15 protein-coding genes and 1 pseudogene are annotated in these 19,136 nt (G+C 72.1%); 6 read left to right on the forward strand and 10 right to left on the reverse strand.

Annotated elements, in window-relative coordinates:
* Window positions 1-11: 11 nt before the first annotated feature.
* The 5 genes from SLINC_RS19330 to SLINC_RS19350 form a co-directional block, all read right to left on the reverse strand.
* A complete protein-coding gene (locus tag SLINC_RS19330; RefSeq protein WP_067434454.1) occupies window positions 12-704 on the reverse strand; it encodes a response regulator in 693 nt (230 codons plus the stop codon).
* A complete protein-coding gene (locus SLINC_RS19335; RefSeq protein WP_067445509.1) occupies window positions 701-1,855 on the reverse strand; it encodes a sensor histidine kinase in 1,155 nt (384 codons plus the stop codon). Before SLINC_RS19335 ends, SLINC_RS19330 begins: the two co-directional genes overlap by 4 nt.
* A 27-nt stretch (window positions 1,856-1,882) precedes the next feature.
* Entirely contained in the window at window positions 1,883-2,671 is a 789-nt protein-coding gene (locus SLINC_RS49345) for a hypothetical protein (RefSeq protein ID WP_152038995.1), read from the reverse strand.
* 60 nt (window positions 2,672-2,731) lie between these two features.
* The gene (locus tag SLINC_RS19345) at window positions 2,732-4,069 is read right to left on the reverse strand and encodes a PP2C family protein-serine/threonine phosphatase (RefSeq protein WP_079164609.1); all 1,338 of its coding nucleotides are present in this window, start codon (window positions 4,067-4,069) and stop codon (window positions 2,732-2,734) included.
* A 99-nt stretch (window positions 4,070-4,168) separates the two neighbouring features.
* Window positions 4,169-4,930, reverse strand: coding sequence for an IclR family transcriptional regulator (locus SLINC_RS19350; protein WP_067434460.1), 762 nt, complete (start codon window positions 4,928-4,930; stop codon window positions 4,169-4,171).
* A 140-nt stretch (window positions 4,931-5,070) separates the two neighbouring features.
* On the opposite strand from SLINC_RS19350, the gene SLINC_RS48020 reads away from it, so the two are divergent.
* Window positions 5,071-5,391, forward strand: a complete 321-nt coding sequence (locus tag SLINC_RS48020; RefSeq protein WP_159425347.1) for a hypothetical protein — start codon at window positions 5,071-5,073, stop codon at window positions 5,389-5,391.
* A 362-nt stretch (window positions 5,392-5,753) separates the two neighbouring features.
* Here SLINC_RS48020 and SLINC_RS19360 read toward each other — a convergent pair whose 3' ends face one another.
* Window positions 5,754-6,263, reverse strand: coding sequence for an MCP four helix bundle domain-containing protein (locus SLINC_RS19360; protein WP_067434466.1), 510 nt, complete (start codon window positions 6,261-6,263; stop codon window positions 5,754-5,756).
* 232 nt (window positions 6,264-6,495) lie between these two features.
* Here SLINC_RS19360 and SLINC_RS50630 point away from each other — a divergent pair.
* Window positions 6,496-7,266, forward strand: a pseudogene (locus tag SLINC_RS50630) (AfsR/SARP family transcriptional regulator); the annotation flags it as partial.
* A 2,233-nt stretch (window positions 7,267-9,499) separates the two neighbouring features.
* Here the strand turns inward: SLINC_RS50630 and SLINC_RS19370 are convergent.
* Window positions 9,500-10,774: an MFS transporter gene (locus SLINC_RS19370; RefSeq protein WP_067434472.1), complete on the reverse strand. Its 1,275-nt coding sequence runs from the start codon at window positions 10,772-10,774 to the stop codon at window positions 9,500-9,502.
* A 97-nt stretch (window positions 10,775-10,871) separates the two neighbouring features.
* On the opposite strand from SLINC_RS19370, the gene SLINC_RS19375 reads away from it, so the two are divergent.
* From SLINC_RS19375 to SLINC_RS19385, 3 genes are all read left to right on the forward strand, one after another.
* Window positions 10,872-11,909, forward strand: a complete 1,038-nt coding sequence (locus SLINC_RS19375; protein ID WP_067434475.1) for an ArsR/SmtB family transcription factor — start codon at window positions 10,872-10,874, stop codon at window positions 11,907-11,909.
* A 10-nt stretch (window positions 11,910-11,919) separates the two neighbouring features.
* Entirely contained in the window at window positions 11,920-12,429 is a 510-nt protein-coding gene (locus SLINC_RS19380) for a glutathione peroxidase (protein WP_067434478.1), read from the forward strand.
* A 76-nt stretch (window positions 12,430-12,505) separates the two neighbouring features.
* Complete coding sequence (locus SLINC_RS19385; RefSeq protein ID WP_067434481.1) at window positions 12,506-13,378, forward strand: MerR family transcriptional regulator; 873 nt, start codon at window positions 12,506-12,508, stop codon at window positions 13,376-13,378.
* 137 nt (window positions 13,379-13,515) lie between these two features.
* Here the strand turns inward: SLINC_RS19385 and SLINC_RS19390 are convergent, their stop codons facing one another.
* The 3 genes from SLINC_RS19390 to SLINC_RS19400 all read right to left on the reverse strand — a co-directional run bounded on the left by SLINC_RS19390 (window position 13,516) and on the right by SLINC_RS19400 (window position 15,892).
* Window positions 13,516-13,707, reverse strand: coding sequence for a DUF397 domain-containing protein (locus SLINC_RS19390; protein WP_067434484.1), 192 nt, complete (start codon window positions 13,705-13,707; stop codon window positions 13,516-13,518).
* A gap of 189 nt (window positions 13,708-13,896) precedes the next feature.
* A complete protein-coding gene (locus tag SLINC_RS19395) occupies window positions 13,897-14,754 on the reverse strand; it encodes a helix-turn-helix domain-containing protein (protein WP_067434487.1) in 858 nt (285 codons plus the stop codon).
* A 382-nt stretch (window positions 14,755-15,136) separates the two neighbouring features.
* Entirely contained in the window at window positions 15,137-15,892 is a 756-nt protein-coding gene (locus tag SLINC_RS19400; RefSeq protein ID WP_067434490.1) for a GOLPH3/VPS74 family protein, read from the reverse strand.
* A gap of 360 nt (window positions 15,893-16,252) precedes the next feature.
* On the opposite strand from SLINC_RS19400, the gene SLINC_RS19405 reads away from it, so the two are divergent.
* Window positions 16,253-19,054 (forward strand): D-alanyl-D-alanine carboxypeptidase, encoded by a 2,802-nt coding sequence (locus tag SLINC_RS19405; RefSeq protein ID WP_375141497.1) that lies wholly within the window; start codon window positions 16,253-16,255, stop codon window positions 19,052-19,054.
* Window positions 19,055-19,136: the final 82 nt, after the last annotated feature.

Below are 19,136 nucleotides of genomic sequence, written 5' to 3' on the forward strand. Positions count from 1 at the left end.
CGCCGCGACCCTCACCCTCCTCGCCGCTGGTCGCCCACCAGGCCGGTTTCGTAGGCGACGATCACGAGTTGGGCGCGGTCGCGGGCGTGGAGCTTGGCGAGCAGGCGGCCGATGTGGGTCTTGACCGTGGCGAGGCTGAGGTGGAGGTGTTCGGCGATCTCGGTGTTGGACAGGCCCCGGGCGGTCAGGCCGAGGACCTCCAGTTCCCGGGCGGTGACGCCGTCCAGTGAGCGGCTGGGCGGACGTGCGGGCTCGGGACGGCGGGCGAACTCCGCGATCAGGCGGCGGGTCACCGAGGGGGCGAGCAGCGCCTCGCCCGCGGCGACGACGCCGACGGCGGTGAGGACCTCGGTCGGTGGGGTGTCCTTGAGCAGGAAGCCCGCGGCGCCGGCGCGCAGGGCGGCGTAGACGTACTCGTCCAGGTCGAAGGTGGTGAGGATGAGGACGCGGACGTCGGACAGGGCCGGGTCCGAGGAGATCTGCCGGGTCGCCTCGATGCCGTCGAGGTCGGGCATGCGGATGTCCATCAGCACGACGTCCGGCCGCTCGCGGCGGGCGAGTTCGACGGCCTCGGCTCCGTTGGCGGCCTCGCCCACGGCGGTCATGCCGGGCGTGTGGTCGACGAGGACCCGGAAGCTGCCGCGCACCATCGCCTGGTCGTCGGCGATCAGCACCCGGACCGGGGGCGCGTCGGTCATGGTCATCGGTTCCCTTCGGTGGGCAGACGGACGGACACCGCGAAGCCGCCCTCCGGCCGGGGGCCCGCCTCGAAGCTGCCGCCGTACATCATCGCCCGTTCGCGTATCCCCAAGAGCCCGTGTCCGCCCGGCAGTTCGCGGACGGGCCGGCCGGGGCCGGGCGGTGGTCCCTCGTCGGCGATGTCGATGCGGATCTCTCGTTCGCTCGCCTCCACCGTGACCCGGCAGCGGGTCGGGGCGGCGTGCCGGACCGCGTTGGTGAGGGACTCCTGGACGATCCGGTAGACGGTCAGCTGTATCCCCTCGGCCAGGTCTTTCGTGGCGCGGACCGTCAGGTCGACGTCCACCCCCGCCCGGTTCGCCTCCTCCGCGAGCGAGTCGAGGTGGTCGAGGCCCGGCGCGGGTCCCAGGGGTGCGCCCTCGGTCCGCAGGACACCGAGCGTGCGCCGCATCTCGGCCAGCGCGGAACGGCTCGTCTCCTCGATGACCTTGAGGGCGGCCCGCGCCTCCCGCGGGTCGGCCTCCGCCACATGCCCGGCGACGCCCGCCTTGACGGCGATCAGGCTGAGGTTGTGCGAGACGATGTCGTGCAGTTCACGGGCGATCCGCAGCCGCTCCTCGTCCAGTGCCCGCTCCGACCGGCGCCGCAGTTCCCGGGCCCCCCTGGCCCGGCGGCCACGCACGGCGAACCCCGCGCCCCACGCCCCGCCGACCACCAGGAGCACGAGCCCGGCCACCCCGACGGCGTCCCGCCCGTCCCCGGCGGGAGTGACCACCGCCTCGCCGAGGTACACGGCACCGCCCGCCACCGCCAGCGTCACCGCGAGGGCGGGCACGGACCGGCGGGCGGGCTCGGCCAGTGCGACGAGGTAGGCCGCGAGCCCGGCGGCGGCGTACGGCTCGCGCGGGATGTCGAGGAGCGACGCCGTGGCCAGGGCGGCGAGGACGACTGCCAGGACCGCGAGCGGCAGGCGGCGGCGTACGGCGATCGGCAGGCCGACCGCGGCGGCGATCAGACAGCCGAGCCAGAACGGTCCGGTGTAGACGGGCTGGCCGTCCACGGCGGTCAGCCGGGCGAAGCCGACGTACACGGCGGTCAGGACCAGGGCCGCGGCGAGGTCGAGGGCGTGGAGATGGCGCTGCCGCTCGGGCTTCATGAACCGACCGTACGTGAACACGGGCACTCAACCGGCCTGTCCGAGCAGCATCATCAGGGCGACCGTCACCAGTGTCAGCGGTACCCAGCGCAGCACCACCGCCCGGCCGGGGCGGGGCCCTTCGGACAGCAGCGCCAGCCCCAGCGGCACCAGGGCGACGCACAGTCCGGCCAGGGCCACCAGCGACAGCGGGGTGGTCCCCTTGAGGACTCCGAGGGGCAGTGCCGCGGTGAGGCCGAGTGCGGCGGCGCGGACCGGCCCGAGCACCCGGGTCCGCCAGGCGCCGAGGGCGATGACGATCCACCCGGCGACGATGGCGAGGTTCAGCGTGGCGAAGACGTGGAAGGCGCCGTAGCCGGCCGAGACGGCTTCGGTCGCGGGCCCGGCCCCCTGGGAACGCACCAGCTGGAAGGCCATGTGGTCCACCCCCGCGTGGAAGGCGCGGGCGAACAGCCCGAACATCACCAGGACCCCGCCCCACAGGCCCCAGCCGGCACTGTGCGCCCCGATCCGCGCGGCCAGCACCGCCACCGCCGGCCACAGCAGCAGGCTGCCCGCGGCGAAGAGGCCGTACGCGGTGGCCATCAGGGCGGGGTGCCGCTCGTACGCGGCGAGTTGGTCGGGGAAGAAGAAGGGGAAGCGGGCCCGCGCCACCGCGCCGGCCAGCATCAGCAGGGGGCCGAGCACCATGGCGGTGCCGCCCACCCAGCGTCCGGGGAAGCCGGTGGTCCCCCACCGCTCCACAGGCATCGTGGCATGCAGTCGGACGCCGGTCGTGGTGACCGGGGCGGCCATGGATGTCGTCGGATTCGTCATGCCGAGGACGATGCCCTCATCGTGCCCGCGGTGCGTCGGACCAGGAGCTGAACTGCGGGGTCAGACCCTGGTATGACCCGTCCGGCCGCCTCGACATCCTGCGAAGGGGATACCGGGGTCCGCCGCTCCTTCGGTCTTCTCGGCAGCCTGGCTTCCGTCGCCCGCGTCCGCGGCGGAGGACCGGTACCGGGACGGGACGGAGCGTGAGCCGCTGCCGCGACCGGCGTCCGACGCCGGTTCGGGAACGGCGGCCTCGGTTGCGGGAACGGCCGGTTTGCGGAGCAGGAGCAGTGCCGCGTCGTCGTGCAGTCGGCCGCCCACGTGCGCCAGCAGTTCGTCATGGAGCGCGGTGAGGGTGGCGGACGGCTCGTCGGACAAGTGGCGGGCCAGCCCTTCGGCGAGCGGGTAGAACTCACGGCCGTGGTTGCGGGCCTCGGTGACCCCGTCGGTGTAGAGCAGCAGTTGATCCCCGTCGGCGAAGGGCAGCACCTGGAGGCTGGGGGTCTCGTCCGTGAGGGCGCGCAGCCCGAGGGGCGGGGCCGGACGGGCGGGCTCCACCGCCACGACGGTGCCGGATTCGCGCACCAGCAGCGGAGGCGCGTGTCCACAGTTGACCACCTCCAGATGGCCTGCCTGCGGATACCCGGCGACCACGGCGGTGACGAAGTCGTCAGAGCCGAGGTTGCGCGCCAGGCTCCGCTCGATCCTGCCGACGACGGCGAGCAGATCGGGCTCGTCATAGGCGGCCTCGCGGAAGACACCGAGGACGAGTGCGGCGGTCCCCACGGCCGGCAGCCCCTTGCCCCGCACATCGCCGACGATCAGCCTGACCCCGTACGGGGTGGGCACCAGCGCGTAGAGGTCCCCGCCGATACGGGCCTCCGCCGCCGCGGCGCTGTAGCGGACGGCCACCTGGAACGGGCCGACAGTCACCGGTACGGGCTTGAGGAGCGCGTGCTGGGCGGCCTCCGCGACCGAGCGGACGGCCGCGAGCACCCGTTCACGACGCCCGCGCAGCGCGCTGGCGAGGCTGCTTGCCAGCGTGACGGCCGTCAGGGCGGACAGTACGGCCGTCAGCTCGTCTCCCGGAACACCGTCCCGGGTTCCGAGCGTCGCGCCCAGCACCGCGGCGAGCAGGCCGACACAGAGGACTCCGCGCGGCCCGCTGGTGGTGGCGGCCAGCGCGGGCCCGGCCGCGAGCAGTGCCAGCCAGATCGTCCCCACTCCACACGCGACGTCGACGAGCACGACGACGGAAACGATCAGCACCGGCAGTACGGGTGTACCGGCGGCCAGCTGTGCGGCGGCATGTTTCCGGGGCGCGGGCCCGCCGGCCGCCCGGTTCCTGAACGGCCGTATAGGCCAGTGGTCGCCACCACGGTCTCGGGCCTGACTCATGCTTCGTCCGTAGTCCTCACCTGTGCGCGGAATGCACTCCTGAAATGTCTCTTTCATCCAGGAAAGGGGTTCGGCCCGGACGCCACAAGGAGAGGATTTTCAGATAGTGAGCGAAAGGCCCCTGGTCACGCGACTCGCGGTCGGGATCAGCCGCGCCAGAATCTCCTGGAGTCGGGAGAGCCGGTCCGCCCGCAGTGAGACGCCGAGCGAACCGAGTGTGTCACCGCTGTAGACGGGCACGGCGACACAGACCGTACCGAGGGCGTACTCCTCCAGATCCGTGACGGCCGGGGCCACGGGTGAGTGGTCGAGTCGCCGGAGCAGCTCCGGAGGGCTGGTGATGGTCCGTGGTGTGAGGTCGGCGAGGTGGTGCCGGGCGAGGTAGTCCTTGCGGGCCTCGTCGTCCAGTTCCCGCAGCACGGACTTGCCCAGCGCGGTGGCGTGCCCCGCGTCCTCGAATCCCACCCAGAGGTCGACACGGGGCGCCTGGGGGCCGTCGACGATCTCGGCGACCCGGATCTCGCCCTCCTCGTAGAAGGTGAGGTAGGCGGCGGTCGCGAGCTCGTCCCGCAGAGCGGCGAGCGTGGGACGGACACGGCTGAGCAGCATCTGCCCGCGGCCCGTGGTGTGCAGCGTCTGAAGCTTGTCGCCCAGGACGAACCCGCCGTCGTCCAGCTTCCGCAGGTATCCGTCGTGGACCAGCGTCCGCAACAGGTGATAGGCGGTGGCCAGGGGCAGTCCCGTCTCACGTGCCAGTTGCTTCGCCGGCGCGCCGTTCTCGTGCGCGCTCACCGCCTCCAGCAGTCGGAGTGCCCGCTGCACGGAAGTGATGAGCGTAGGGCCACCCTCGTGAGCACCCATACGACCAGCGTGCGCCGAGCACGCGACACAGGCAAGGCGCGCGCCCCTTCACACCTCCGCGCGGCCCCGCGCACCGGCGCCCGCGGCCGGCCCCGCGCCCGGAACGGCGGGGAGCCGGCCACAGCGGGGAGCCGGCCTGGATGCCGTACGGCAGTCCGCAGCGGTCACCGGGGCGCGACCGCGTCCTCCGACTTCGTCCTGCGCGTCCGCTCCCGGACCAACGAGACCGCGACCACCAGCGCGGCCACGAGCACGGAGAGCCGGTGGAGCGGGAGTACGCCGGCATCCGGTTGGCGGCGTCCTCGATGCTGACGATGCCGCTGGTGAGGACCGCGGTGGCCTGGGCGAGCGAGAACAGGTCGCCCTCCTCGGCGCTGAGGGCCGCGGCCGGGCCGGGGCCGTCCAGTTCGACCACGACGGCCGCGGCTCCGTCACGCCCGGCCGCCCGCAGCGCGGGATGAGCGGCTCGGCCACGGGCACCGATGACGAGGACCAGCCCGCCCGGCTGGGCGGTCGGGCGGGTCCTCGGGGTCGAGCGGGGCAATGCCGCGGATCTCGACATCCAGTCCGGCGGGCGCGTCTCGGCAGGGCGGCCGGTGCGGGTGGCGAAGACGTCATCCGACTCCTGCCACCTCTCCCCCGCTCTGCCTCGCGCGTCCGCCTGCCGTATGCGGTGCCGGCTCGGGGGTGCGATGCGGAGGGCGGACAGGGGAAGCGTTGCCTGTTCGGTGATCGTCAACAGCCCGCGGATCACCGGCCACCGGGCGCTCGAACGAGCTGGTCCGGATCCGGCAGCCGTTCTCGCGTAGGTCCGTTGTCAGCCCTAGTCCCTCGCTGTTGCGCTCAGTTCCAGGTCTGTGCGCATGGCGTCTCGGGCGTCTGCCAGTGTGTTCTTCATCTGCTCCGCGTGGTGTTCGAACTCCTGGTCCGTGTGTCGCATCCCTCTGCCCACTGCGTCGCGGAAGCCGCGTACGCAGCGGAAATAGGCGAGTGCCGGATTCACGACCTCGGCCGGAGCGAAGAGCTCGACCTGGTAGCGCAGTTCATAGCAGGGCACAAATGCCCGTCGACCCAGCTGGGTACGCTCGGCCTCGGACATCTCGGTGTCCTCGCTCAGGTGTCTCGACTCGCTGCGGGCCTGGGTCAGTACGGCGAGGAAGCCCGCGTACAGGTCGCGCCGGGTGTTCCGCCACTCGGACGTGACGTCGCGTTCGTGCTTGCGCGACTCCAGAAGCAGCTGGCGATGGTCTTTGCGCGCCTCCGCCAACAGCGAGGTCCCCATGGCGACACCGGCGCCCAACAGCGTGGCCAGGAGCGTCGTCCACTGCGTCATCGGCCGAACCCGGCCGCCGCCGGCCGTCGGCAGACCGTCTCTCTCGAACCGGCGCAGAGGTCGTGGACGGCTCCGCGTGCGGAGTCCGTGGGTCCGGGCGGGGGCGCTGTGGCCGACGCCATGGCCGCCGGTTCCAGTTCGGTCACTGGGACCTCCTTCGGTTGTGCGGGTTGTGCGATGTCATGTCCGCCACCATGACCGGGGGTGCTGCAATGCTGATGAAATTCCGGTGATGTACGGGAGCGGAGGCTTCGCGGTGGACGGGGGAACCCCTCAGCGGCTTCGGATCGCGTTACTCGGGCCGCTGAGGGCCTGGCGTGGCGGAACTCCACTGGACCTGGGGCCTGTTCGGCGGCAGGCGGTACTCGCGGCGCTGGTGCTGCGTGTGGACACGCGGGTGAGCCATGAGCAGTTGCTCGACGACCTGTGGGACGGGCGCCCGCCGGGCTCGGGCCACAAGGTGCTGCCGAGCCACATCCACCCCCTGCGCAAGGCACTCGACGTGGCGGGCGCCGGGCCGGCGGAGTCGGTCATCCGCAGCGGCAAGGGCTGGTACACCTTCGGCGGCCACGGGGTCCGGCTCGACACGACCGAGCTGGACGAACGGGCCGGCGAGGCACGGCACGCGAAGGTGTCCGGCGACGTGACCACCGCGATGGACCGGTACTCCGAGGCGCTCGCCCTGTTTCGCGGCGAGCCGCTGACCGGCCTGCCGGGACGGCGCGCACAGGCAGAGCGGGAGCGGCTGCTGGAGCGCCGGCTCTCGCTCCGGCTGGCGAGACTCGAGTGTCTGGTCCTGCTCGGCCGGTCCGCCGACACACTGGACGAGCTCGCCGCCCTGTCCACGTCCGCTCCTCTCAACGAGTCGGTACTGGCACTGCGGATGCGTGCTCTGTACCGCAGCGGACGCCAGGCGGAAGCCCTGAACTCCTATCAGGACATGCGGGGGCGCCTGCGCGACGAGCTCGGCATCGACCCCGGCGAAGCGCTCCGCCAGATGTACGACGCGGTGCTGCACCAGGACGACGAACGCCTCCTCGGTCCGGCAACGGCTCGTCCCGCCGCTCCTGCCACCCGGCCCCGGCCCCGCCGCACCGTCAATGACCTGCCGGGCGACGCCGGCCGGCTGATCGGACGGGAGGCCGAGCTGGCGCAGCTGATCGCACCCTGCGCGCCCGGATCCGTATCGATCGTGACGGTGGACGGTACGGCCGGGGTCGGCAAGACCGCGCTCGTCGTCCGTGCGGCCCGGGAGCTCAGCGCCCAGTATCCGGACGGCTGCCTGTTCGTGGACCTGCGAGCGCACAGCACGCAACGGCGGCAGTCGCCGGAGCGGGCGCTGCAACGCCTGCTGCGAGCGCTCGGCGCGGCCAAGGGCGAGTTACCGAGCGACCTCGAGGAACTCACCGCCGTCTGGCGGGCGGCGACCAGCCCGCTACGGCTGCTCCTCGTCCTGGACGACGCTCTGGACGCCGACCAGATACGGCCGCTGCTGCCCGCGGGAGGGGGAAGCAGGGTGCTGGTGGCCGGCCGACGACGGCTGGCCGAACTGGACGCCGACCGACGGGTCACCCTGGAGCCCCTGGCGAGCGGGGACGCGGTGTCCCTGCTCACGTACATCATCGGAGCGGAGCGCGCGAGCAGGGAGCAGGAGGCGACGCACCAGTTGGTCGGACTGTGCGACGGGCTCCCACTCGCTCTGCGGATCGCCGGGTCGCGGCTCCAGAACCGCGACACCTGGACGGTGGAGTACCTGGTGGGCCGCATGGCGGGCGACGAGCGCCGGCTCGGCGAACTGACCGCCGGAGACCGCAGCGTGGAGACGGCCTTCCGCCTGTCGTACGACCAGCTCGCGCCCGAGCAGCAGCGCGGCTTCCGTGCCCTGGGCCTGGCGCCGACGGTCGAGTTCGACGTGCTGACGGCGGCGACCATGCTCGACCGGCCGTCCCACGACACCGAGCGGATCCTGGAGAGTCTGGTCGACACGAGTCTGGTGCAGCAGCCGCGTCCGGGCCGCTATCGACTGCACGATCTGGTGCGCGTGCACGCACGAGGCGTCGCGGAAGCCACGCCCGCCGAAGCCGCCGCCGCGCGCACGGCCGCACTCCGCCTCTATCTGGAGGCGGGCCGGGTCAGCAGTGACTGGGGCGCCGCCGGTTTTCCCACCGGGCCCCGGCCCACCGGCGTACCGTTCACGCACTGGCAGGACGCCGAGAGCTGGCTGGACGCGGCCGGCGGGGAACTCGCCGACGTCGTCGGATACGCCGCCGCCCTCGGCGAGGCGGACTACGCCTGCTGGATCGCCGAGGCGCTGTGCGACTACTTCATAAGACAGGGCCGCTACCACGAGTCCCAGACGGCTCTGGAGATCGCCCTCGCGCACGTGGACAAGGCCACCGACCAGCGGATGGCCGCCGCCTTGCGGAACTGCCTGGGCTACACCGCCGTGGACCAACGCCGGTACAGGCAGGCCCGCATGTATCACACCGAGGCACTGGACCTCAGCCGGCGCCGCCCCGACCCGTGCCAGGAGGCCCGGGCCCTCGCCGGGCTGGGTTCCCTCGACCTGAGTGCGGGCGACAGCGACCGGGCGATCGCCCGAGCCACCGCGGCGGTAACCCTGTCCCGGCGGCTCGGCAATGACTGGGTCACCTCGATGTCACTCGTCGTCCTCGGCCTCTCCCACCAGTTCGAGGGACGGAACGAGGAGGCGCTGGCCTGCTTCGCCTTCGCCCAGACCTACGCCGAGAGGGACGGCAGGCCGCGCACGCTCGCCAGGGCCCTGACCTGCGCCGCCGACGCCCACCTCCGCCTCGGCCACTACGGTGAGGCCAGGAACCTGTTCCGCCACGCGATCCGCCTGGGTGAGCAGGTCGGGGACACCTTTCTCTGCGCGCGCAGCCTGACCCGACTGGGCACGGCCGAGCGGGGCGAGGGAAATCCGAGCGCGGCCATAGCCCTCCACCACCAGGCGCTCCTTCAGCACCGGTTGCTGTCCCCGCTCACCGATCCCGGCTACCACTGGCTGGAGATGGACATCCGCTGCCGTCTGGGCCACGCCTACGTGGCCACAGGCCGCGTCCGCGAGGCGAGCGAGCAGTTCCAGGCCGTGCTCGACGCACGCGCCCGTGCGCACCCCGCTGACCACGCGCTCAGGGTCGAGGGAAGCGAAGACCGCGAGGCCCGCTAGCGGATCGTCACCCGACAGGCGGGGCAACGGACGTCCCTGTGGCCCCTCAGGCGTTCTGTCGGGCCGGCAGCAGTCCGCCGTCCGGGGCGTGTCGCCTGCTGGACGCCACCAGTGACGCCGTCACCGCGAGCGAGGCCGCCGCCATCACCGTCATCGCCGTTGCCGGGGAGGTGAGTTGGGCCAGCGTGCCCGCCAGGGCGGCGGACAGGCCCTGGAGGGTGAGCATGCCGGCGGAGTGCAATCCCAGGGCGTGGCCCGCGAGTTGGTCCGGGACGAGGGCCATCAGGCGTTCCTGCTGGACGAGGCTCGCGCCGAAGCCTACGGAGGCCACGGTGACGGCGGCGGCCGCGAGCGGCAGGTCCGGGCCGAGGGCGAAGAGCAGGTAGGGCGCGGCCAGCAGCAGGAGCAGCGGCACGCCGAGCCGGGGGCGCAGGGCGGGCGGGACGAGGCGGCCGACGGTGACGTCTCCGACGAGCATGCCGAAGGCCGCGCACGCGAACAGGGTGCCGGCCGCTTCGGGGGCGTAGGAGACGTAGAGCGATTCGCAGCCGACGATCAGGCCGTTGGGGATCCACAGGGCGAGGTAGAGGTGGCGGCGCGGGCGGGAGGACCACAGCCCGGCGTTGGTGCGCCAGGTCTGCGCCGCCGAGGGGCGGCCCTGGGCGCGGGGCGGGCGCGGGGTGAGGCCCACGCGCAGGACCACGGCCGCCGTGACGTACAGCGCGGCCGACAGCAGCAGGGCGGCGCGCGGGGACAGGACGGCCACCAGGACGCCGCCCACCGCGTAGCCGGTGATCTGGAGCAGTCCGCTCATCATGTTGAACACCGAACGCCCCAGCAGGTAGCCGCCCTTGGCCTCCTGACCGTCAAGCTCCGTCCCCGTCCCCGTCCCCGTCCCCGTCCCCGTCCCCGTCCCCGTCCCCGTCCCCGGCGCGAGGATCTCGTTCAGCAGCCCCCACCGCACTCCCCCGCCCAGCGAGGCGATCAGGCCCTGGAGGAGGACGACGGCGAAGAGGGCGGTGAGGGGCAGGCCGGGCAGGGCCATGAGCGCCGTACCGGCGGCGAAGGCCAGCGAGATGCCCGTCATCGTGGCCCTCGGGGGCAGCCGGTCCGCTCCGGAGAGGAGGACGGTCGCGCCCAGCACCTGCGCGAGCTGCGGGCCGAACATGCTCACCGCCGACAGCAGCGGCGACTCGGTCGCCCGGTACACCAGGGTGCCGAGCGCCAGCCCGGCGACCGTCTGGGCGGCGACGTTGGCGGCGGAGGAGAGGAAGAGCGGGGTGAACTCCGGGGTGCGGAAGAGGTGGTGGTAGCTGCGCATGGCGAGAGTCTTCGACGGCCCCGAAGCCGTCGCTATTGTTTCGCGCAGACGCGAAAGGTCGCGGAAGGCCGCGAGGAGACGGCCGGAAAGGTGGCTCATGGGCTGGTGGCAGATCAACGCCGACACGCTCGCCGGCAGCCGGTTCGTCCTCTCCCCGCTCGCCGAGGTCTTCGCCTGTCTCCAGCTGCTGCACCGGGGCACGCCCGCGCACCCCGGTGAACAGGCCTGGCTGCGCGACCATCTGCCCGGCTACCGGGCCCGGCTGGCCGCCGACCCGGTGACCGCGCGGCTCGTCCGTGCCGGGCTGGGCCGGGACTGGATCGCCGACTTCCTGACACCCACGCCGAGGGAGCGGGAGACCTTCGAGGAGGGCGTGGCCCGGGTGCGGGCGGCCGATCCCGGCGAGGCCCGCGCGCACCTGCGGGTCTCCCTGGCCGGCCCGCTGCCCGCCGTACTGGAACGGGACGACCTGCCCGAACGCGCGGCCGCGCTCCTGTCGTACGTCTGGACCGAGACCGTACGACCGGACTGGGACCGGCGTCGGCGGGTGCTGGAGGCGGATGTGGTGGCCCGGACCGCGCAGGTGAGCCGGGGCGGCTGGGCGGCGGTGCTGGACTCGCTGCGGCCGGGGCGGACGCGGTGGCTCGGTGACAACCGGCTCCAGGTGAACCTGCACGAGTACCCGCCGCGCGAGATCTCCGGCGCCGAGCTGCTTTTCGTGCCGGTCACCCCGAAGACCGGCTGGGTGTCCTGGGAGGAGCCCGACCGGTACGCGGTCGTCTACGCCTGCGCGGGCGTCCTCGCCGACCCCGGCGCCCGGACCGTGCCCGCGTCGCTGGGCGCGCTGCTCGGGGCCGCGCGGGCCGGGGTGCTCGGCCTCCTCGGCTCCCCGCTCAGCACCAGCCAGTTGGTCGCCGTGACCGGGCAGACGCTCGGCTCGGTGGGACGGCATCTGCGGGTCCTGCTCGACGCGGGGCTGGTGGAGCGGCGACGGGCGGGCCGCTCGGTGCTGTACTCGCGGACGGCGGCGGGCGAGGTGCTGCTGAAGGCGGCCGGAACGGCGGGGTCCGGCCGGGAGCAGGACGCCTCACGGCGCCAGGGGTCCGGTCGAAAGAAGGACACCTCGCGGAGTTAGGCTCCGCTGCATGACGACTGTAGACAGCAACGGTGTTTCCCCCCTCCATGTCGAGATAGGTGCCCTCAAGGGCGGCGCCGCCGACCTCGCGCAGTACGCCGGTCAGGCCGTGCTCGTCGTGAACGTGGCCTCCAAGTGCGGCCTGACCCCGCAGTACAACGGCCTGGAGCGGCTGCACGCGCAGTACGCCGAGCGCGGCTTCACCGTCCTCGGGGTGCCCTGCAACCAGTTCCTCGGGCAGGAGCCCGGCAGCGCCGAGGAGATCGCCGAGTTCTGCTCGGCGACGTACGGCGTGACCTTCCCGATGACCGAGAAGGTCGAGGTGAACGGCGAGGCCCGGCACCCGCTCTACGAGCGTCTGGTCGGCTTCGCCGACGCCGAGGGGCACGACGGGGACATCCGCTGGAACTTCGAGAAGTTCCTGATCGGCCGGGACGGCCAGGTCGTCGCCCGCTTCTCGCCGCAGACCGAGCCGGAGGCCGCGGAGCTCGTGGCCGCGGTGGAGAAGGCACTCGGCTAGCCGCCGTTGACCTTGCCCCTGGGGCAAGGGCGAGTCTCCTGCTCACCGGGCGGACAGAGCCGTCCGGTGACGGAGGATGACTCGGGTGGACGACTCGGTGGACGACGAACTGCTCACGATCGGCGCGTTCGCGGCCCGGGCCCGGCTCTCGGCCAAGGCGCTACGGCTGTACGACCGGCTCGGACTGCTGGCACCGGCGCACGTCGACGAGGTCAGCGGCTACCGCTACTACCGCGCCGACCAGATCGAACGCGCCCGGCTCGTGGCCCTGTTGCGGCAGCTGGACATGCCGCTCGCCCGGATCGCCGAGGTGGTCGAGACGGCCGACGGGTGCGAGGCCGCCGACCGGCTCGCCGCGTACTGGGCGGACGTGGAGGCACGGCTGGCCTCGCAGCGGACGCTCGCCGAGTACCTCCGTGGACGGCTGTCGGGGAGGAGCTCCGAGATGTACGGGAAGTTCGTGGTCGAGACGGTGGACGTGCCCGAGCGGGTGGTGATCACCGAGAAGCGGCACACGCTGGCGGACGAGCTGCCCGCCTGGATCGGCGCCTCGCTGGGGCGGCTGGAGGAGGCCTCCAGGGAGTGCGGGGGCGGTACGGCGGCGCCGTACGTCGTCTACCACTCCGAGGTGTCGATGGAGAGCGACGGCCCGGCCGAGTCCTGTGTACCGGTGGCCGACGAGGCCGCGGCCCGGGCGTGGGCCGCGCAGCGCGGCCGGGCCTGGGAGACGGCGGTGCGGGTGGAGCCGGCCCAGCGGCTGGCGTACACCCGGATCACCAAGGCGCAGGTGGCGCATCCGCAGATCCTGGCGGCCTTCGAGGCGGTGGAGGAGTGGATGGCGGCCCGGGGGCTGAGGCAGGCGGGTCCCTGCCGCGAGGTGTACTTCGCGGACTGGGAGGCGGCGGGCGCTCAGGATCCGGTGTGCGACGTGGCGTTCCCGGTGGAGTGACAGGCGGCGACCGGGCACAGGCCGAGCCCCCTCGGCAAGGACGGCGATCTGGTCGAGAGGGCTCTTCACTGTGGTGCTTGTGCAGTTGTTGTCGTGCAGTAGTTGTCGTGCAGTAGTTGTCGTCAGGGTCCCGGTCTCTACTTGACCGAGGCCACGAAGGCGTTCCACGCGTCCGCGGGGAACCTCACCTTGATCCCGTCGGGCCCGACTTTGGTGTCCCCCACGTGCAGTGAGGTCCTGTCGGTCGACCGCACCATCACGCACGCGCCGTTGTTGTTGGTGTACGAGGACGTCTTCCACGTTTCCGTGGCACCCAGGCGAATCGCCATGTTTGCTCCGTTAGACAGTAGCGCCGTTCGGTTCTCGCCAACCTTTGCTGATCGTTGGCGTGATCGACGCTACTCGCCGCCTTCCTCTTTAGGAGCAGTCGTTCACTCTTCTGGATGGCATATTCCAGAGGATCCTTCCAGTGGAACCGGTCCGGGGTGTATATTCCCGCCCCTTTCCGCCGGATCGGCTCAGCGGGCGTACTCCTTCGCCACGTCCTCGATGAGTTGGCGGGACTGGTCGACGTTCAGTGCCTGGGCCCGCAGGTGCTCGTACATCACCGTGTACTTCTGCACGTCGTGGGCCTTTTCCAGGTAGAGGTCGCTGGTGACGCCCTCGATGTACACCACGCTGGAGTCGGCCGCGTCGGCGAACTCCAGGATGGAGTACTGGCCGTTGATACCGGGATGGGCCCCGACGTCGAAGGGCAGCACCTGCACGGTGATGTGCGGCCGCTGGGACGCCTCCGCCAGGTACTCCAGCTGCTCGCGCATCACCGGCCGGCTCCCCACGACCCGGCGCAGCGCGGCCTCGTCCAGGACGACCCAGAGGCGGAGCGAGTCGTGGTCGGCGGCGATACGATCCTGCCGCCGCAGCCGGACCTGGGCGCGCTTGTCGATCTCGGTGTCCGAGGTCTCCGGCGAACCGCCCCTGATGATGGCCTCGGCGTAGGCGCGGGTCTGCAACAGGCCGGTGATGATCTGGGGTTCGTAGACCCTCAGCGACTCGGCGTCGGTCTCCAGGCCGATGTAGACGCTGTACGGGATGTCCCCGAAAGCGTGCCACCAGCCCTGCTGGCGCGAGTCCTTGGCCATCTGCATCAGCGAGTCGACGACACGCTGGTCGTCGACCTCGTAGACCCCGCACAGGTCGCGGACGTCGCGCTGGCTGATGCTGCGCCGCCCGTTCTCCAGGCGGCTGATCTTCGACTGCGACACCAGGAGGCGCTCGGCGACCTCCTCGGCGGTCATGCCCTTGAGCTCGCGGAGCCGGCGCAACTCCTGGCCCAGCCGGCGTCGCCTGACGGTGGGATTGACATTGGACGCCACGGGACGTGCACCTCCGGCTGCGTGCCTCGTACTTGCCACTATGCGTATCTGCTGTTGAGCAGACTGCCACCAAGGTGCTTTCTACCGCTGGGAAACGAGGGATATGCGCTGTGCGCGGGCTTGTCGGCGGATGTGCGGTCCTGTGCCCGCATGGCCGGGCCCACGGCCGGTGCGGTCCGCACGGCCCGTTGGTCCGCATCGCCCGGAAAAGCGGCCGCGCGGGACGGCGGAGACCGGTCGTCCGGTATTCCGGACGTACGGTTCCGTCGCCCCGCGCGGTCCAGCGGCTCCCGTACCGGGTCTGTTGGGGGACTGCGGTGCGGCGCTCGGTGAAGCGTGGTGCGTGGTGGTGCCTTGCGGCGGCGTGCCGTGGGACTGCGGCTCAGTGAGCCACGGCACGTGCCATGGGTCCGCGGCGCGGCTGCATCGGTACGCCGTGCGCGGGTTCCGGTGCGGGCCTGGCTCCGGGGGCGGCCTGACGGCCGGCCGGGGCCGGGTTGCGGCGCGGCTGCGCCCCCACGCCGTTCTGGACGTCCATCACGGCGTGCGCCACGAGGCCGCCCATGGGGTCGTGCCTGATCAGATCCCTGAGCCGGGAGCGGGAGGACCGCCCCTCGTTCCCGGGGTACAGATGCTTGCCGAGGCCCACCGCGTGCGCCAGCGCCGCGAGCGCCGCCGTCCGTGGGTCCGGTGGCACGCCCGTACGGATCGCCGAATCCAGTCGGGCTCTGATCTCCCGGCTGATGTCGTTGTCCGTCGCCTGATAGCGCGTCGTCGGCAACACCCCGCACATCTGTCCTGCTACGGCATGCACCATGCCGCACCGCTCCAGATGCGAGAGGTAGGTCTGGCGCAGCCCCAGCCGGGGCCCGCCAATCCAGTTCACCGCGCGTACAGGAGCGCCACGCCTTCGCAGCAACTCCAACGCGCAGTCCAATGTCGGATCTCCAGTCGGCCGTGGCACTACCACGGCGATACGATCCCCGTCTGGGGCTATCCGTCCGGCCAGCGCCAGCTCCACTAGCTGTGCTCCGGCCAGACCGAGGTCGAGCGACTGCGGCTGTGCGGTGGTACCCGTGGTCGGGTCCAACGCCAGCAGCAGAAGCTCCTCCGGAAGTGTTCTGCGGCTCCTGCCCATCCATGCCTCCCCGCGTGGATGAATGACAGGGTGACCCCTCTCACATTGGTCTGTCGAGGGTGCGTGACCTGTTTGTAGTGGAACCAGTAGGTATGTCGTTCTCGTCTACCGCTTGGGTCAAGCCCACACACAGGACACTGGTACATGGTTCGGACAGCGCGGGGGAGCGTTGTTCCGGGCGGCGGTTCACGGTTCAGCAGGCGCACGGCTCACGTGCGGCAGGAGGAGGCATCGGTGGCGGGCGAGTCCCCCGACAGGTCGAAGCAGCACGGGTCGTCGGCAGAACCGACGTCGGGGAGCGCGGCTCCGGTTCCCGAGGCCAGGACCGGAACGAACGCGCCCCGCGACCCTCGCCTCGCCATGACCCGCATCGGCGGTGTCGACACGGCGACGAAGGTCTTCTCGGTCCGCGAGGTCGCGGACACCGGGGAAGCCGAGGGCGACTTGCCCAAGGGCGACTCCGCCGAGGCGCGCGGCGAGGACGCGGAGCGCGGTGCCGACACGGCCGAGGCCGACGCCGGTTCGGACGCGTCCGGCGACGAGTCCACCACGACGGGTGACGACCGGCTCCGCGACGCCGTGGCCGCGTGGGTGGCCAAGGCCGACGACAAGGCCGCCGGAGCCGTTGAGAACGCCCAGGACGCCGAGGAGGGCAGCCCGGGGGCGCAGGACGCCACGGAGGCCTCCAGCGGCGAGCAGGACCCCGTAGAGCCCGCACAGGGCGAGAGCGGGTCGGCTGCCGGTGCGAAGGACGCGAAGACGTCGACGGAAACGACCGAAACGCCGGACGACCACACCGAGGACGACCCCGAGCCGGCCGCCGACGCGGCTTCCGAGGACGACACGGACGAGGACCTGGGCGACCGGGCGGACGCTGACGCGGAGGCCGGCGACGAGGCTGCCGCCGCTGAAGGTTCTGGCGAAGACTCGGACGAGAGCGCGGGCGACACGGCCGAAGCCGGGGCCGGCGACGAAGCCACCGCCCACGAGGCCCCGGACGACCGGAGCGACGCGGAGGCGGAGCAGCAGGACGAGCCCGAGGCCGTGGCCGACCGGGAGGACGCCGGGGCTGACGAGCCGGAGGATCAAGAGCCGGTGAAGGCCGACGCCTCGGCGGAAGCCGCGGCCGAGGCCGGTTCGGAGTCGGACTCCGAGGCCGGAGCCGACGACGAGGCCGACGCCGACGCCGAGAGCGGCACGGCTGCCGAGGACGGCACGTCGGAGACGCCCGCATCCCCCGATGCGGAGGATGCCGACGCAGCGGTGGCGGCCTCCGACGACGACGGCACGCCCGACGCGACCTCGTCCCCGGACGCGGACGGTCCCGACGCGAGCCCCGAAGCCGATGGCGCAGCAACCGCCGCCTCCGACGACGACGGCACCCCGGACGCCAAGGCCGCCGACGCGAAGAGTCCCGACTCCCCCGACACCGACACCGACGCCGACGCCGACGCCGACGACAAGCCCGCCGTCGATCAGCCCACCGCCGTCTTCAAGGCCCCCCGGGTGACCGGACCCGCCGTGGATCAGCCGACGACGATGCTGAAGCTCGGCGGGGCGGCCAAGGCCGGGGAGGGCAAGTCCGGCGCGGACGACAAGCCCGACGCCGACGCCAAGTCCGATGCAGATGCGAACGCGAGTGACAAGGCCCCGGCGCAGCCCGAGCGGGAGGCCGAGCGGACCAGTAGGTTCGTCGCGCTGAAGCCGTTGGATGACCCGGCGACGCGGAAGCCGCCGGCGGCGGATGCGACGACGGCGTTTCCGCGGGTGTCGGGGCGGCCGGACGCGACGACCGCGTTGCCGCAGGTGAAGGGGCGGCCGGATGCCACCGCGGCGGTGCCGCAGGTGGGTCCGGAGCGGACGACGCAGCAGCCGTTGCCGCCGAAGCCGCCGCTGGATCTGCTGGCGGAACTGACGAACACGCCGCCGCCCCCGGACACCCCGGTCCGCACGGCCGTCCGCCGGGTCAAGATCTGGACCCCGCTGGTCCTGCTGCTCGCCGTGGTGTTCGCGGTCGTACAGTCCGTACGGCCGCTGCCGGCCCCCGAGCTCCAGCTCACCGCCGAGGACGGCTTCACCTTCGACGGCGGCAAGGTCGACATCCCGTGGCCGGCCGACGGACAGGCCGCGCTCGACGTCCAGGGCATCGGCACGTTCGGCTCGTCCGGTGAGCAGAAGCCCGTACCGATCGCCAGTGTCGCCAAGGTCATGACGGCGTACGTCATCCTGCGCGACCACCCGCTCAAGAGTGGCGCCGACGGTCCGAAGATCAAGATCGACCAGGCCGCCGAGGACCAGTCGAACGCCGGTCAGGAGTCCACGGTCGATGTGACCGCGGGCGACTCCATCTCGCAGCGCGAGGCCCTGGAGAGCATCCTGATCGCGTCCGCGAACAACGTGGCGCGGCTGCTGGCCCGTTGGGACGCCGGTTCGGAGAAGGCGTTCGTCGAGAAGATGAACGACGCCGCCGCCGACCTCGGGATGAAGAACACGACGTACACGGACCCCTCGGGCCTGAACAACACGACCGTCTCCACGGCCGTGGACCAGGTGAAGCTGGGCAAGAAGGCGATGGAGGAGCCCGCCTTCCGCGAGGTCGCCGCGATGATGTCGTACATCGACTACAAGGGCACCAAGCACGACAACTGGAACCGTCTGGTCGGCTACAACAACGTCGTCGGCATCAAGACCGGCACCACCACCTCCGCCCTCGGCAACCTCGTGTTCGCCGCGAAGAAGGACGTGAACGGCGAGACGCGCAGGATCGTCGGAGCCGTGGTGCGCCAGCCCGCGGGCGGCGACGACAACACCATCCTGGGCGCCGCCCTCTTCGAGAGCGACAAGCTGATCCGGGCCGCGCAGGACGCGCTGAGGTCGGAGACGATCCTGAAGAAGGGCGATGTCGTCGGCTACGTCGACGACGGCCTCGGCGGTCACACCCCGGTCGTGCTCACGAAGAACGTCACGGCCGTCGGCTGGGCGGGGCTGACCGTCAAGCTGACCTTCACCGCCGACGACCTGCCGCACACGGCGAAGGCGGGCGCCCAGGTGGGTTCGCTCACCGTCGGTGACGGCTCCGGCAGCGCGGTGAAGGTGCCGGTCGCCCTTCAGGACGATCTCGTCGAGCCGGGCTTCACGGACAAGTTGACGCGCCTCGGCTGATACGGGCGAAGAACCGCGCCGTCGCGTCCCGCCGACCGGAACCCGTCCTGGTTACGGTCGGCGGGGTGCGTGCTAGCGTCAC

The sequence above is a fragment of the Streptomyces lincolnensis genome, assembly GCF_001685355.1.
Taxonomy (GTDB): Bacteria; Actinomycetota; Actinomycetes; order Streptomycetales; family Streptomycetaceae; genus Streptomyces; species Streptomyces lincolnensis.